Genomic DNA, 13,231 nt, shown 5'->3' with positions numbered 1-13,231 from the left:
ATTTTCCTACTACATGACCTAGCATGAAGATATGCCCACTGAAACAGTCCTGGATGGCTACACGATTACACAGCAGCATGTCATCGACCATGAGTTCCTGCTTCTCGGCTCGCCATTTTCCTTGAGCACGCCGGTATTCCTCATCTGCTTCATTCTGGGACTTGCGGCTCTTATCTTTGCCGCCTTCAAGCGCAGCGCACTTTTTGCCATCCTCTCCATCTTTCTCATCGGCGCTAAGTACCTGTGGCTGCCCTTCTACCTGTGGTTCAGTTATGAAGACGCACGGCTATTTGGGTATGCCTGGAAGATTTACCCTGGCTACTGGGTCACAGAAACAATCCTCATTGCGGCACTCGTGGTTATTGCGCTGGCTGTGATTGCGCACTCTTTAATCACCCGCAAACGTGCCCGTGAATTGAGATAGCTGGGCAACCCCGGAATAATAAGCAGTCCATTTGTTTATTTTATTCTTGAAATCGATCTCTTAAGGATCCTTATGAGCGATAAACCATCGCACAATAATGTCGAGGGTGCCGTTGGCATCTATCCGCACAATATGCACCCGGGATTGGTCCCGGGTATTCCTGTCGAGGACCAAAGAAACCGCTTTGGTATCGACAAAGTAATCTTCTCTGTCACCGCTGTTCTCATTCTCGGGTTCATCGCATGGGGCGTTATCCGCCCCGACCAGGTCTCGGCGGCATCTTCTACTGCCTTCGCGTGGGCTATCACCAACGCCGGTTGGTTGCTGAACTTCACCATGATCATGGCCATCGTGGTCATGGCCTATGTCGGCTTTTCCAAGCTCGGTCGCATCAAGCTGGGCACCGATGATGAAGAGCCAGAGTTCTCCCGCTTTTCGTGGGTAGCCATGATGTTCGGCGCCGGCATCGGCGTGGGTCTGTTCTTCTATGGCCCCTCTGAGCCGCTGTCTTATTACATCACCCCGCCACCACACACCGTTGATGGCAATTCCGTCGAAGCACTGCACCAAGCCATGGCGCAATCGCACTTCCACTGGGGCCTGTCCCCATGGGCGGCTTATGCACTGGTTGGCGCAGCCATCGCATATTCTTCCTACCGTCGTGGTCGCGTCACCCTGATTTCTTCTATCTTCAAGCCGCTCTTTGGCTCCAAAGATACAGATGGCCCATTGGGCAAAATCATCGACATCATGGCACTGATTGCCACCTTGTTCGGTACCGCCGCCACCTTGGGTGTTTCTGCCGTGCAGATTGGCCAGGGCGTGCAGATTGTCTCCGGCGCTAGTGAAATGACCAACACCATGTTGATCGTCATCATCGCGATCCTCGGTGTCTTCTTTGTCATCTCCGCTGTTTCTGGTGTCTCCCGCGGTATCCGCTACCTGTCCAATATCAATATCTCAGTCACCTTGGGACTCGTTGCCTTCGTCTTCATCGTTGGCCCCACCTTGTTGCTGCTCAACCTGCTGCCTTCCGGCATTTTGATGTACATCAATGAAATCTTGCCAATGATGTCCAAGTCTTTGTCGTGGGGCGATGAGACCATCGAGTTCCAGTCTTACTGGACCGCGTTCTACTGGGCATGGTGGATTGCGTGGACCCCGTTCGTCGGCATGTTCGTAGCACGTATCTCCCGCGGCCGTACCCTGCGCGAGTTCACCGCTGTCACCGTTCTGGCTCCCACCATGATTCTGATCCTGGCCTTCACCATTTTCGGTGGTACCGCAATCACCTTCCACCAGCAGGGTGTTGAAGGTTTTGATGGCAGCGCTGGCGGCGAAGCCGTGCTCTTCGCTATGTTCCAGAACCTGCCACTGGGCCAAATCACGCCTTTTATCCTGCTGGCTGTTCTGGCCATCTTCTTCATCACCTCGGCAGACTCCGCATCCGTGGTCATGGGCACCATGGTTTCCAAGGGCAACCCAGCACCAAATAAGTTGCTGGTGGTCTTCTGGGGCCTGTGCATGATGGGCATCGCCATCGTCATGCTGCTCACCGGCGGCGAGGAAGTCCTGTCCGGTTTGCAGAACCTGACCATCCTCTCGGCACTGCCCTTCTCGGTCGTGCTGCTGGTCATGATGGTCGCATTCATCATCGACCTGCGCTCTGACCCAATGTTCATCCGCCGTACCTATGCCGAGACCGCCGTGGCGAATGCAGTTGTGCGTGGTCTGGAAGAGCACGGCGATGACTTCGAGCTCACTGTCGCACCTGCCGAAGAAGGCCGCGGTGCCGGCGCTGACTTCGACTCCACCTCAGACCGCTACACCGATTGGTACCAGCGCACCGATGAGGAAGGCGAAGAAGTTGACTATGACTTCGACACCGGCGAGTGGGCCGATGGCTACACCCCAGGGGTTGAAGGCGTAGAAAAGAAAGAAGACTAGACGTCCTTAAAGCTACTCATGGGAATTATGAGAATCGATCTGCAAGCCAGCTCGCAATCTCCTCCACTTCAGCCTCATTATTTGCAATACTCACCATCAGATCAACTACTTCGGAATCACTGACCCGAGCAATAATAAAGCCATGATGCTCAAGATACGCAACGCCGCATACCCAAGCGGTGCGTTTATTGGCATCTACAAAAGCATGGGCATTTGCCACACGCTCAATCAACATGGCTGCTTGCCCCAAGGTAGAGGGGACTAAGAGTTCTCCACCAAATATCCTCAATGGCACACCGAGCGCGCCTTCGAGTTTCCCACGGTCCAGAACATTAAACTCCGTACCGACAAAAGACCGATTTAAGTCAATAACAAGCTCGGGTTCAATGCAATATTGCTTCATTTATCAGCGAGAATATCCAGGGCAGTTTTCCACCGGTCGGCTGAGCTGAACAACTTTTCACGAACTACTTCAGTCGAAGGCGCGCCAGCTCGGTTTGGCCTAGTAGGAACCCCTTTGCCTTGCAATTCCTGAATTGCATAGAAGGACTTCATCGTTGATTGTGACAAGGGCCTCCGGATCGGTGCCCCGTCCTCAACGCCTTCCCGTGCTTCTTTCCATGGAGTCTCATCATGGGTCCGTTCGATTAACTCTGACTGAGAAAAACTTCCATAGAATTCCAAAATCGAGTCAATGATGGCTCGGTCTAACTCTGCCAACCGCGTCACATCAGCGGACGGCAATCTCGTCGACATTGCATCTGAGCGATCGTACTTATTCTCCGAATGCAGTTTCGGCTCTACAGATCCGTCTGCCCATGCCTGGAATTCATCGGCAATCATTGAACGCCCATACCACCCCAGGCTCCATGCCTGTGAATAGTAGGTAAGCTTGGCAAGCCGTCAAGCATCAATCCAGCCTAATTTATTGTAAATGTACTGAGCCACATGATGGGTGGGCTAGGTCTCGGGCGTTTGGGCTGCCTCCCCGGCTGTCGCTGAAGGATTACCGGTCTGCACCGCGGTACGGGCAGCTTTTGTGATCGGCGAAGGATGGGCATCTTCGGTAGCCAGGCGCTCGAAAGCCAATGTTGCCAATGCTGCCGATTGCAGGCCCAGAATGGAGTCATCAAAACGTGCCAGCGGCGAATGGTTCCACTCGCGCTGCGCATAAGGTGTTTCCGGGTTAGCGGTACCCAGCCAGAAGAAAGAGCCCGGCACTTGCGCCAGCACGGCTCCGAAGTCTTCCGATGCCATCATGGGCGCCTCGAAATTTTTGATACTGTCCTGCCCGAATTGCGCGCCCCACACCGTGGCAGCGAATTGATTCTCACGCGCATTGGTCTTGGTGGTGGGGTACAAAATCTCAAAGTCCACTTCCACCAAGCAGCGATGCGCGGCAGCAATATTGGTAGAGATTTCACTAATCACCTGGCGCACCGCGTGAATCTGCTCATCACGCAAGACCCTGACCGTTGCGCCCAGTGCCGCTTTATCCGGAATCGCGTTGAATGCGCCATCGCCCGCACGCAGGTTGGTCACCGTCAACACGATGGGTTCGAGTGCATCAAAGCGCCTGGTGATGGCTGTCTGCAGGGCGGTAATAATCTCTGCCAGACAGGTCACCGGGTCAACTGCATCATGTGGACGCGAGCCATGTCCGCCCTTGCCGAAGACAGTGATGGCCAGATTCGAGGAGGATGCCATCGTGGGGCCATTGATGTAGTGGAACGTACCGCGGTCCTGCGGGCCCACGTGCACACCATAAGCGGCAATTGGGCGGCGTCCGGCCACATCCAGCACGCCTTCTTCAATCATAAGTTCCGCGCCGCCGGGGCCTTCCTCACCAGGCTGGAACATGAATACGACATCGCCATGAATCTCATCCCGGTACTGGCACAATAATCGTGCCGCGCCCACGAGTCCCGCCGTGTGCAAGTCATGACCACAGGCATGCATGTAATCATTGGTGGAGGCAAAAGGACTACCCGTGCGTTCTTTGACCGCGAGCGCATCCATGTCGCCTCGAAGTAATACCGAGACTGGCCTTTCGCCACGCTTGCCACCACGCAATACAGCAGTGACCGAGGTCAGGTCCTGGCCGAGCGTGATTTCTAACGGCAGACCATCGAGTGCCTCCAGCACCGCTTTTTGCGTGCGGGGCAGCTCCAATCCGATCTCTGGATGCTTATGCAAAGACCGGCGCAGCTCCTGGAGCTCCTCGAGAATCTCCTCCCCCGATTCCCGAAAAACCTCGCCCGCAGAACGTCCCTCAATGGTGGACGCAACAAAAGGCAAAGGCGGCAGCGCCTGGCCTTGACGCGGCAATTTCCGCTTCTGTTTGAATTGACCAGGCAGTGCCGCAGAGCTTTTTACATGAGTTTCAATTGGGTTGGAAGAATCCATGTCGTCCAATCTACCGAAGGAAACTACTCGGAGTCAGTAGAAAGCGCTGCTACGAATGCTTCCTGTGGAACATTCACAGAACCAATCGACTTCATTCGCTTCTTACCAGCCTTCTGCTTTTCCAGCAGCTTACGCTTACGGGAAATATCGCCGCCATAGCACTTGGACAGCACGTCCTTGCGCATCGCGCGAATATTCTCACGGCTGATGATCTTCGAGCCAATCGCTGCCTGAATCGGCACCTCGAATTGCTGACGCGGAATCAATTCCTTGAGCTTCTTGGTCATCTTATTGCCGTAATGACCAGCATGATCCTTGTGCACAATCGCAGAGAAAGCATCCACTGGTTCACCTTGGAGCAAGATATCCACCTTCACCAGGTCAGCTTCTTGCTCGCCAGCTTCCTCATAGTTCAGCGAAGCATAGCCCTTGGTGCGGGACTTCAACATGTCGAAGAAGTCAAAGATAATCTCACCCAAAGGCATGACATAGCGCAGCTCCACGCGGTCTTCAGACAAGTAATCCATGCCCTGCATCTGACCACGCTTGGACTGGCACAATTCCATGGTTGGGCCCACGAAAGACTCTGGAACGATGATGGTCATCTTCACGATTGGCTCATAGACCTCGGGAATCTTGCCGCTTGGCCAATCCGAAGGATTATGCACCATCCGCTCCGTGCCATCTTCAGAAATCACACGGTAGGTTACCGAAGGCGCGGTCGAAATCAGATCCAGATCAAACTCGCGCTGCAGACGGTCACGGGTAATTTCCATGTGCAGAAGGCCCAAGAAGCCACAGCGGAAGCCAAAGCCCAACGCGACGGAGGTTTCTGGCTCGAAGGTCAGCGAGGCATCGTTAAGCTGAAGCTTTTGCAGCGCATCACGCAGATCCGGGAAGTCAGCCTGAGAAATCGGGAAAAGACCGGAATACACCATCGGCTTCGGGTCCTCATAGCCGGCCAGTGGCTCCTCCGCGCCCTTAGCCGCCCAGGTCACCGTGTCGCCGACCTTGGTTTCACGCACGTCCTTCACGCCGGTAATGAGGTAGCCCACCTCACCCGGGCCCAAGCCCTTCACCGCGGTTGGCGTTGGTGACACCACGCCGATATCAAGAACTTCCAGCTCCACGCCGGTATTCATCATGCGCACCTTCTGGCGCGGCTTGAGCGTGCCATCAACCATACGAATGTAGGTCACAACGCCGCGGTAGGTGTCATAGACCGAGTCAAAAATCATCGCGCGCGCCGGTGCGTCCTTGCCAAAGTCGCTGGTTGGCGCCGGAATCAGTTCACATAGGCGGTCGAGCAGCTCCGGCACGCCGTCACCGGTCTTGCCGGAAACGCGCAGCACATCTTCCGGCTCCACGCCAATAATATTGGCGATTTCCAGCGCGTACTTCTCTGGCTCTGCATTAGGCAGGTCAATCTTATTGAGGACCGGAATGATTTCCAGGTCATTTTCCATCGCCATATACAAGTTTGCCAAGGTCTGCGCCTCAATACCCTGCGCGGCATCAACCAGCAAGATTGCGCCCTCACAGGCATCCAAAGCGCGGGAGACCTCATAGGAGAAGTCAACGTGGCCCGGGGTGTCATTCATCTGCAGAACAATCTGCTCACCCTCATGCGCACCCGAACGGGGTACCCACGGCAGGCGCACGCTCTGCGCCTTAATGGTGATTCCGCGTTCGCGCTCAATATCCATATTGTCCAGATACTGATCGCGCATATCGCGGGCATCAACGACCTGCGAAAGCTGCAGAATACGGTCTGCCAGCGTCGACTTACCGTGGTCGATGTGCGCAATGATGCAGAAGTTACGGATCTGGGCTGGATCCGTAAAAGTGTTCACGGCAAAATTATTAGTCAAAAGATTCCTATTCGGTATTTCCATGCGCGTAAAGAAAGCTTGCTTCAACCATACCCAACACCATTAAGATAATAGGAGTTAGGATGGTGAGCATGAGAAACGCCTTTGTGTCCCGTTTGCGCAAAGTAGCTGGCATTGAAGTGAAAGACCCGCTTGATTTGGGTCTGTCCCGCATTAATGCGCGCCTCGGAATGCACGGCGGTCAGGGAGCAAGCGATCCGCGTAAGCCCGCCTCCATTCGCGTTGAACATACCGAATCACGTGCGCGGTCCATTTTCTTTGCCCCCGACATGGACGGCCAGGCCGACTCCGGTGAGGTTGTGTGGGTTTGGGCGCCTACCGATGGGCCCAACTCCCCTCCCACCGAACGCGCCATCTTGCTAGTCGGCCGCACCCGCTCCACCGTGCTGGGGCTATTAATCTCCCCCAATTCCGCGCATTCGAATGAGGATGCCTGGCTAGAAATTGGTTCTGGCGAATGGGATGACTCAGGCCGCCAATGCTGGGTGCGCCTAGACCGCGTGCTGGAAATCTCCGAGGAGCAAGTGCGCCGCAAAGGCATCCTTTTCCCGCAGCGCCGCTTTGAGCGTATTGCCAACCGTCTGCGCCAGAAATACCACTGGGGATAGATTTGGAAAACCCCTTCACCGCTTGGTACCGTATCCAGGTTAGTTAACTTCTTTTGCGCGCATGCAGCTTGCGGTCAGGACCTTGGGTCCGCACAGCATTCGCCGAGAACCTTGAGGTTCGGGAGATTGCAGAGGATGTTAAATATCCAATCACATTCGATTTACAAGAGGTATTTCTCATGGCAAACATCAAGTCCAAGCAAAAGCGCATCCTCACCAACGAGAAGGCACGTCTGCGCAACAAGTCCGTACGCTCCGCTGTACGTACTGAGATCCGCAAGTTCCGCGCCCTAGTTGAGGCTGCTGACAAGGCTGGTGCTGAGGCACAGCTGCGTAAGGCATCCCGCGCACTGGACAAGGCTGTATCTAAGGGCGTCTACCACCGCAACACCGCGGCGAACAAGAAGTCCGGTATGGCTGCTGCTTTCAACAAGATGAGCTAATCATTTTTTAAAGCTTTTGGTGCCTCACACATTAACTTGTGTGGGGCACCTGCTATTTTCTAATCCTTGTTCGAACTGATGCACTCAGCGTCCACCGCGAGCGCTAAGATACTTCTACGATGACAAACCTGAAGCCTTTGGTAAAATGGGTCGGCGGTAAACGCCAGCTTCTACCACATATCCACGCTGCCCTCCCGGCAGATGGTTTTCAGCGCTACTTTGAGCCTTTCTTTGGCGGCGGCGCTGTTTTGTGGTCCCTTGCTCCCAAAGCTGCCACGGTTAATGACTTAAATGCTGAGCTCATCAATCTCTATACCGTTGTCCGTGATGATGTCAGTTCCCTGATTAAAGAACTCTCGGATTATCCCAATGATGAAGCCTTCTTTTATGAGCTGCGCGCGCTAGACCGTGAGCCTTCTTTTAGCTTGCTCTCCCCCATCAAGCGCGCCGCACGCACGGTCTATTTGAATAAGACCTGCTATAACGGCCTGTATCGCGTCAACCTCGCGGGCCAATTCAACTCGCCTTTTGGCCGGTATAAGAAACCGTTGATCTGTGATGAGAAGACTCTCACCGCTATCCACGGCTACCTCAATACCAATGAGGTCACGTTCCTCAATGGCGATTATCGGGATGCAGTCGCAAACGCACAGCCCGGCGACTTCGTCTATTTTGACCCGCCTTATGACCCGGTCAATGTCACCAGCAATTTCGTGGGCTATTCCTCCGGTGGTTTTAACCGCACTAACCAGGTAGAGCTTAAGGAGCTTGCCGATGCCCTCACCGACCGCGGCGTCAATTGGATGCTGTCTAATTCCGCCACCGATTTCATCCGCGAGCTTTATTCCGATTATCACGTTGATATCGTGGGTGCATCCCGCGCTATTAATTCTGTGGCTTCTAAGCGCGGCAAAGTCGATGAGGTGTTAGTACGCAATTATGAGCACACGCGTCAATGATATTGGCTGGGAGAAAGTCCTCGAACAGGATGAGTACCGAAGCAAGCTAGCCACCAACGGTTTCTTCCGCATTAGCCCAAATACAATCAAAGCGATTTCTGATCGCGAGCCTCGGCTGATGGCCAAGCATGATTCCACCGCTGCACGCCCACATCTCTTTAAAGAACTGGGTCTCAACATCATCCCGCTGTCCCGATACGAGTATCTGGTTGGCGAATTCGATCTTTTCGCCGAGTTTCCCGAAGATGATCTCGGCCCCGTGCGTTTCATGCCTTTTCCCGATGGCATCGAGTCTTTAACTCCCGATGGCATCACCTCCGAAGCCGCAGCCCTCAATGCCAGCGCACTATCCGGCATCCTCGCCGATTTCCTTGGGGCCGATCATCTCCACGCCACCGTGGCCGGCCGCATGTCGAGTGGAGACATCAATGTCGAACTTGCCTGCGGCAACTTCCGGGTCAGTAAAGCCCAAATGGAAATTGACGCCGGGTTTGAGGCCTCCAATCTCCTCTGCTTAGTCGAAGCGAAGAACCATCTTTCCGATGACTTCAATATCCGCCAGCTCTATTTCCCCTACCGCCGCTTTAGAACGGAAGTCTCCAAACCAGTCACCTCGGTCTATCAGGTCTATTCCAACGGTATCTTCCACCTGTACCAATATGACTTCACCGATCCCCTCCGTCCGGAATCCATCACGCTGGTCAAAGCCGCACGCTACACACTCAGTTCTTCCCGGATCACCCTCGATGTACTCAACAAGCTGCTCAATTCCGTGACCATTGAGCCCGAGCCCTCCACTCCCTTCCCCCAGGCTGATAGCTTCGCACGCGTCATTAACCTCTGTGAACAGCTCCAGCTTTCCCCACTCAGCGTCGATGAAATCACCGAGAATTATGATTTCACCCCGCGCCAAACCAACTACTACACCAGCGCCGCCAAATACCTCGGCCTGGTCACTGATACCAAACGCATCTGGTCACTGACTGATGCCGGAATCCGCATTATGGAGGCACGGAGAAATGAGCGCAATATTGAGCTCATCAAAGCCCTGGCCCGGCACCAAGTCTTTCACCAGGCCCTTGCCACTGCCCTCAAATACAACGAAGTCCCAGATAAACCAGCAATCATCAACATCATGAATGCTTCGAATCTGGGACTTGGTCAAGCAACTACCCAGCGCCGTGCCGGCACCGTGCTCTCCTGGGTGCAGTGGGTGTGGGATCTTGCCACCACGCAGGAACTAGAGATTTAAATCCCGAAGACATCGCGGAATCCGGTGACAACCAGCGCCAATCCAGCGACCATAAAGAACGCCCCGGCAGCGATATCAATCCACGGACCTGCCGCCAGTAGCTTCCGGCGTACAGCCTTGGTGGAGACGACCATGCTGATGACCACGAACATCGCATAACACGACAAGCTCATCGCCAACACCAAGGTGATCGCCACACCAATCGATAGGTTCGCCGGCAGCAGGGGTGCAATCAACGCGGACAGGAATAACACGATCTTCGGGTTAGACAGATTCGTTGCTAGACCCGTGCGAAACGCATGGCCCACGCTTCCCAGCGAGGCCTCTTGTTCTGCCAAAGACATCGGCACCGCATTGCGCGATTCCCAACCGGCCTTGAACGTCGAATAGCCCATGTATACCAGCCAGCTACCACCCAGCAGCTGCACGAGGCCCAGCAATTGCGGGAATGCCGTCAGCAACGCCGCTGCACCCAGCACCGTCAGGGTGGTCCACATGAGCACGCCAACCTGAATACCCGTCACCGCAGCAATCGCATGCTTGCGTGACTTCGTTGCCAGCCTGGTAATCAGAATGACATCGGGTCCTGGGCTCGCCGCGCCCAGTAGATTCAGTACAACAATCGTGGCGAGCGAACTCAGACTCACTCGAAGCGTCCCAGTAGATCCTCACGGCCAAACATGGTGGCTGAGTCGATGGCATTCGGCGAGCCAGCCTTCGGGTCCGCGCCCGCTTCTAGCAGCGCGTCAATAACCGCGTCTTCCTTCTTAAAAATCGCACCCGCCAATGGCGACTGGTTACGATCATTGAGCAGGTTCACGTCGGCTCCAATAGCCGCCAGTTCTTTCACCAATTCCGCATGGCCGTTATACGCCGCCAGCATCACGAAGGATTGTCCATCCTGGTTCACCAGATCAACGCTAATGCCCTGCTTGATGTATTCAATCAGGGACACATCGCCCTGCCGAGCCAGGTCAAAAAGCTTGGAAGCGAATTCCGCTAATTCTTGTTCATTTACGTTGTCACTCATAAACGATAGTTTATCGTGCAAGCTCCGCAATTCTCTTAACGGCCGCCTCAACCGCATAGTCAGCACCATCGCGACCCAGGGACTTCACGTCTCCATCAAGGTCAGCCACCACAATCACAGCCTTGGAAATATTATCGCCCGACCAACGCCTGGCAATCGGCGCAGTCTTTTCTGCCACATAAGGGTGCAATCCGGACTGCTTCGCCAGCGAAAACTTATCCCCGCGCGCAGTGTAGAGCCTCGCGATAACCCCAACTTTATTCGCCAGCGCCGCCGCAATACCCACCGGTTCTGCGCCCAATTGCAATGCTCGCCGACACGTCGCTACTGCTTCCGACACCTTGCCGGCCACCGCCGCATCCGCGATATCCCAATTTTCTACTTCCGCGACCCCCGCGTAGTAGCTTTGCACCGTCTGACGCGTGACGTTGCCGCCGGTATCTGCCACCAGCTGCGAAATCGCCGCCGATAGCGCACGCAGATCCGACCCCACGCCCGATAGCAATGCGTCCACCACATCCGGGGTCGGACGGACCCCGTGCGCGGCGAACTCACGCGTCGCCCACGGTTTCACTTCATTGTCATAGAGCGCAAAGACCTCATGCACGCGCGCGAGCTTTTGCAGCTTTCCGATGAGCTCCGGCGGCTTCTTGCGGTTCTTCAAGTTTTTTCGCGAAATGGCGAAATTTATCACCATCGTCATCCCCGGCGCCGGGTCTTTAGCCGCGTCCACGATCAACTTCACCAAAGCCGATCCCACGCGTTCGGTATCCGCGATAACAATCACGCGCGTCTCACCAAATAGAGATGGCGATGTCGCCTCAATAATCTCCCACTCGGTTACCTCGGACGCGCGAAGAATCTTCAGCTCCGGCTGCTCCCCCGTTTCTTCGGCTACGCCCTTCTGAATATTCCTGCGCGCTCGCTCCGCCAGAAATTCATCATCGCCCAAGATCAGGTGCACCGGTTCCATGCTGACTATAATAGAGCAAGCCCGCCACGAGCCAGCCATAGACAATCATCACCGTCATGGGTGAGGTTTCGATGACAGAGATTGGTATTTGATTCGCGCCGGCCGCAATGTGGTAAATCCACCAAGTGCACGGCTCAATCATTTTCAGCAAGATAGCTGCGGGAAAGTCTATGGGTAGTTGCGCCAAGCCAGCAGCAATGAGTCCGAGAACCGTAATTGGTGCCGTGACGGGTGCGACCAGGACATTCACCAGCACGGATACGAGTGAGACTTCGCCGGCCATCAGCGCCACAATCGGCATGGTCGCGATGTCCGCGGCAATCGCCACCGCCAGAGCACGGGTCAGAATATCTGGAAGATTAAACGCGCCAAGCAACCTGTGAAACATGGGCGTCAGCGCCACAATCGATGCCGTGGCTGCACATGACAAAGCGAATCCGAAACTGGCCGCCATGTCGCTATCCCACAGGATCAATCCAATGACGCCTAAACATAGAGAGTGTATCGGCTGCACCTTCGTCGAATTCACCACGGCCAGCAACCCAACGATGCCCGCGACGCTTGCCCGCAGAACGGAAGGCTCCGTGCCCACCAGAAACACGAAGCCAAGCAGCGCTAATCCACCCGTTAGCACCTGCACAATCGGGCCTAGCCCAATCCATCGACATAGCAAGAACACCGCTGTCAGCACGATCGCCACGTTCGCACCTGAGACTGCTGAAAGGTGTGAGAGTCCCGTTTCAATAAAGAGTTCTTGCTGGGCTGCATCTTGCAGCGACGTATCCCCTAACACCATTCCTGGAATTAGACCTTGAGAAGCCTCACCAACAGATCTGACCACAGCTTCCCGAAAATTCTCTGCCACAGTAATCGGAATTCCCGAGGCCTCAGTAAACGCAGTGATTTCGCCATTTCCAATAACGCCAGAAACACTCGGGCTCGAGAACTCGCTCCACCGAGCATTCACCTCGACAAGCGAACCGGTATCAACCCCTTCTGGAAGTTCCTTCACAAAGACTGGAAAGGTCGCATTATGTGCCGAGAGCCGAACCAAAAATCCCGAGTCGGTTTCCGAGGGTGACATCACCACTGCGCCCACAGTTATCTCTTCCGGAGCCCATCGCATTCTGAAGAAGGTGACCGCCATCGACACGATTCCCAGAACGGTCAACAGAATCCCTTGCCCGAATTGTTTGACCAAGATAAAGCTCAGCACCACCACAAATAGCACCACGATTGCGGGAGCAGTGTGACCCATCAGCACCATCAGAGTCATGGCCCAGACGATGAGCGCTGA

13 protein-coding genes and 1 pseudogene are annotated in these 13,231 nt (G+C 54.9%); 6 read left to right on the top strand and 8 right to left on the bottom strand.

All coding sequences use genetic code 11. From position 1 onward, the window contains the following. Window positions 1–31 precede the first annotated feature (31 nt). Both ACG98I_RS04455 and ACG98I_RS04450 read left to right on the top strand, forming a co-directional pair. Window positions 32–424 carry a hypothetical protein gene (locus ACG98I_RS04455; protein ID WP_394718706.1) on the top strand — a complete coding sequence of 131 codons (393 nt, stop codon included), beginning with the start codon at window positions 32–34 and terminating at the stop codon, window positions 422–424. Between the two features lie 72 nt (window positions 425–496). Next, the gene (locus tag ACG98I_RS04450; RefSeq protein WP_394718704.1) at window positions 497–2,371 is read left to right on the top strand and encodes a BCCT family transporter; all 1,875 of its coding nucleotides are present in this window, start codon (window positions 497–499) and stop codon (window positions 2,369–2,371) included. A gap of 25 nt (window positions 2,372–2,396) precedes the next feature. Here the strand turns inward: ACG98I_RS04450 and ACG98I_RS04445 are convergent, their stop codons facing one another. From ACG98I_RS04445 to lepA, 4 genes and pseudogenes are all read right to left on the bottom strand, one after another. Continuing rightward, on the bottom strand, window positions 2,397–2,774 hold the full coding sequence (locus ACG98I_RS04445) for a type II toxin-antitoxin system death-on-curing family toxin (RefSeq protein WP_394718702.1): 378 nt from the start codon (window positions 2,772–2,774) through the stop codon (window positions 2,397–2,399). Further along, window positions 2,771–3,259: pseudogene (locus tag ACG98I_RS04440) on the bottom strand (Panacea domain-containing protein); the annotation flags it as partial. The pseudogene ACG98I_RS04440 and the gene ACG98I_RS04445, both read right to left, overlap by 4 nt. A gap of 72 nt (window positions 3,260–3,331) precedes the next feature. Continuing rightward, entirely contained in the window at window positions 3,332–4,777 is a 1,446-nt protein-coding gene (locus ACG98I_RS04435) for a M20 family metallopeptidase (protein WP_394718701.1), read from the bottom strand. Window positions 4,778–4,800: 23 nt separating this feature from the next. Next, a complete protein-coding gene (lepA, locus tag ACG98I_RS04430) occupies window positions 4,801–6,648 on the bottom strand; it encodes a translation elongation factor 4 (RefSeq protein ID WP_394718699.1) in 1,848 nt (615 codons plus the stop codon). Between the two features lie 92 nt (window positions 6,649–6,740). On the opposite strand from lepA, the gene ACG98I_RS04425 reads away from it, so the two are divergent. The 4 genes from ACG98I_RS04425 (at window position 6,741) to ACG98I_RS04410 (ending at window position 9,931) form a co-directional block, all read left to right on the top strand. Then, entirely contained in the window at window positions 6,741–7,277 is a 537-nt protein-coding gene (locus ACG98I_RS04425) for a type II toxin-antitoxin system PemK/MazF family toxin (RefSeq protein WP_394718698.1), read from the top strand. A 179-nt stretch (window positions 7,278–7,456) separates the two neighbouring features. Then, window positions 7,457–7,720 carry a 30S ribosomal protein S20 gene (gene rpsT, locus ACG98I_RS04420; protein WP_394718696.1) on the top strand — a complete coding sequence of 88 codons (264 nt, stop codon included), beginning with the start codon at window positions 7,457–7,459 and terminating at the stop codon, window positions 7,718–7,720. A gap of 119 nt (window positions 7,721–7,839) precedes the next feature. Beyond that, complete coding sequence (locus tag ACG98I_RS04415; RefSeq protein WP_394718694.1) at window positions 7,840–8,679, top strand: DNA adenine methylase; 840 nt, start codon at window positions 7,840–7,842, stop codon at window positions 8,677–8,679. Then, the gene (locus ACG98I_RS04410; protein WP_394718692.1) at window positions 8,660–9,931 is read left to right on the top strand and encodes a type II restriction enzyme; all 1,272 of its coding nucleotides are present in this window, start codon (window positions 8,660–8,662) and stop codon (window positions 9,929–9,931) included. The genes ACG98I_RS04415 and ACG98I_RS04410 overlap by 20 nt, the downstream gene beginning before the upstream one ends. Here ACG98I_RS04410 and ACG98I_RS04405 read toward each other — a convergent pair. From ACG98I_RS04405 to ACG98I_RS04390, 4 genes are read right to left on the bottom strand one after another with little or no spacing between them, the layout of a single operon-like run. Next, window positions 9,928–10,578 (bottom strand): LysE family translocator, encoded by a 651-nt coding sequence (locus tag ACG98I_RS04405; protein WP_394718690.1) that lies wholly within the window; start codon window positions 10,576–10,578, stop codon window positions 9,928–9,930. The genes ACG98I_RS04410 and ACG98I_RS04405 overlap by 4 nt on opposite strands. Next, window positions 10,575–10,961 (bottom strand): ankyrin repeat domain-containing protein, encoded by a 387-nt coding sequence (locus tag ACG98I_RS04400; RefSeq protein WP_394718688.1) that lies wholly within the window; start codon window positions 10,959–10,961, stop codon window positions 10,575–10,577. Before ACG98I_RS04400 ends, ACG98I_RS04405 begins: the two co-directional genes overlap by 4 nt. 10 nt (window positions 10,962–10,971) lie before the next feature. Beyond that, window positions 10,972–11,934 (bottom strand): DNA polymerase III subunit delta, encoded by a 963-nt coding sequence (gene holA / locus ACG98I_RS04395; protein WP_394718687.1) that lies wholly within the window; start codon window positions 11,932–11,934, stop codon window positions 10,972–10,974. Continuing rightward, window positions 11,903–13,210, bottom strand: a complete 1,308-nt coding sequence (locus ACG98I_RS04390; RefSeq protein WP_394718685.1) for a ComEC/Rec2 family competence protein — start codon at window positions 13,208–13,210, stop codon at window positions 11,903–11,905. The genes holA and ACG98I_RS04390 overlap by 32 nt, the downstream gene beginning before the upstream one ends. Window positions 13,211–13,231 lie beyond the last annotated feature (21 nt).

It is taken from the genome of Corynebacterium sp. L4757, from assembly GCF_043673995.1.
Lineage (GTDB): Bacteria > Actinomycetota > Actinomycetes > Mycobacteriales > Mycobacteriaceae > Corynebacterium.
The sequence above is the reverse complement of the archived record's forward strand: the minus strand, read 5'-3'. Positions and strand labels throughout refer to the sequence as shown.

Coding starts and splice junctions, on each gene's coding strand:
- ACG98I_RS04455 (WP_394718706.1), top strand. CDS start 32: ATGCCCACTGAAACAGTCCTGGATGGCTACACGATTACACAGCAGCAT.
- ACG98I_RS04450 (WP_394718704.1), top strand. CDS start 497: ATGAGCGATAAACCATCGCACAATAATGTCGAGGGTGCCGTTGGCATC.
- ACG98I_RS04445 (WP_394718702.1), bottom strand. CDS start 2,774: ATGAAGCAATATTGCATTGAACCCGAGCTTGTTATTGACTTAAATCGG.
- ACG98I_RS04435 (WP_394718701.1), bottom strand. CDS start 4,777: ATGGATTCTTCCAACCCAATTGAAACTCATGTAAAAAGCTCTGCGGCA.
- ACG98I_RS04425 (WP_394718698.1), top strand. CDS start 6,741: ATGAGAAACGCCTTTGTGTCCCGTTTGCGCAAAGTAGCTGGCATTGAA.
- rpsT (WP_394718696.1), top strand. CDS start 7,457: ATGGCAAACATCAAGTCCAAGCAAAAGCGCATCCTCACCAACGAGAAG.
- ACG98I_RS04415 (WP_394718694.1), top strand. CDS start 7,840: ATGACAAACCTGAAGCCTTTGGTAAAATGGGTCGGCGGTAAACGCCAG.
- ACG98I_RS04410 (WP_394718692.1), top strand. CDS start 8,660: ATGAGCACACGCGTCAATGATATTGGCTGGGAGAAAGTCCTCGAACAG.
- ACG98I_RS04400 (WP_394718688.1), bottom strand. CDS start 10,961: ATGAGTGACAACGTAAATGAACAAGAATTAGCGGAATTCGCTTCCAAG.
- holA (WP_394718687.1), bottom strand. CDS start 11,934: ATGGAACCGGTGCACCTGATCTTGGGCGATGATGAATTTCTGGCGGAG.
- ACG98I_RS04390 (WP_394718685.1), bottom strand. CDS start 13,210: ATGACTCTGATGGTGCTGATGGGTCACACTGCTCCCGCAATCGTGGTG.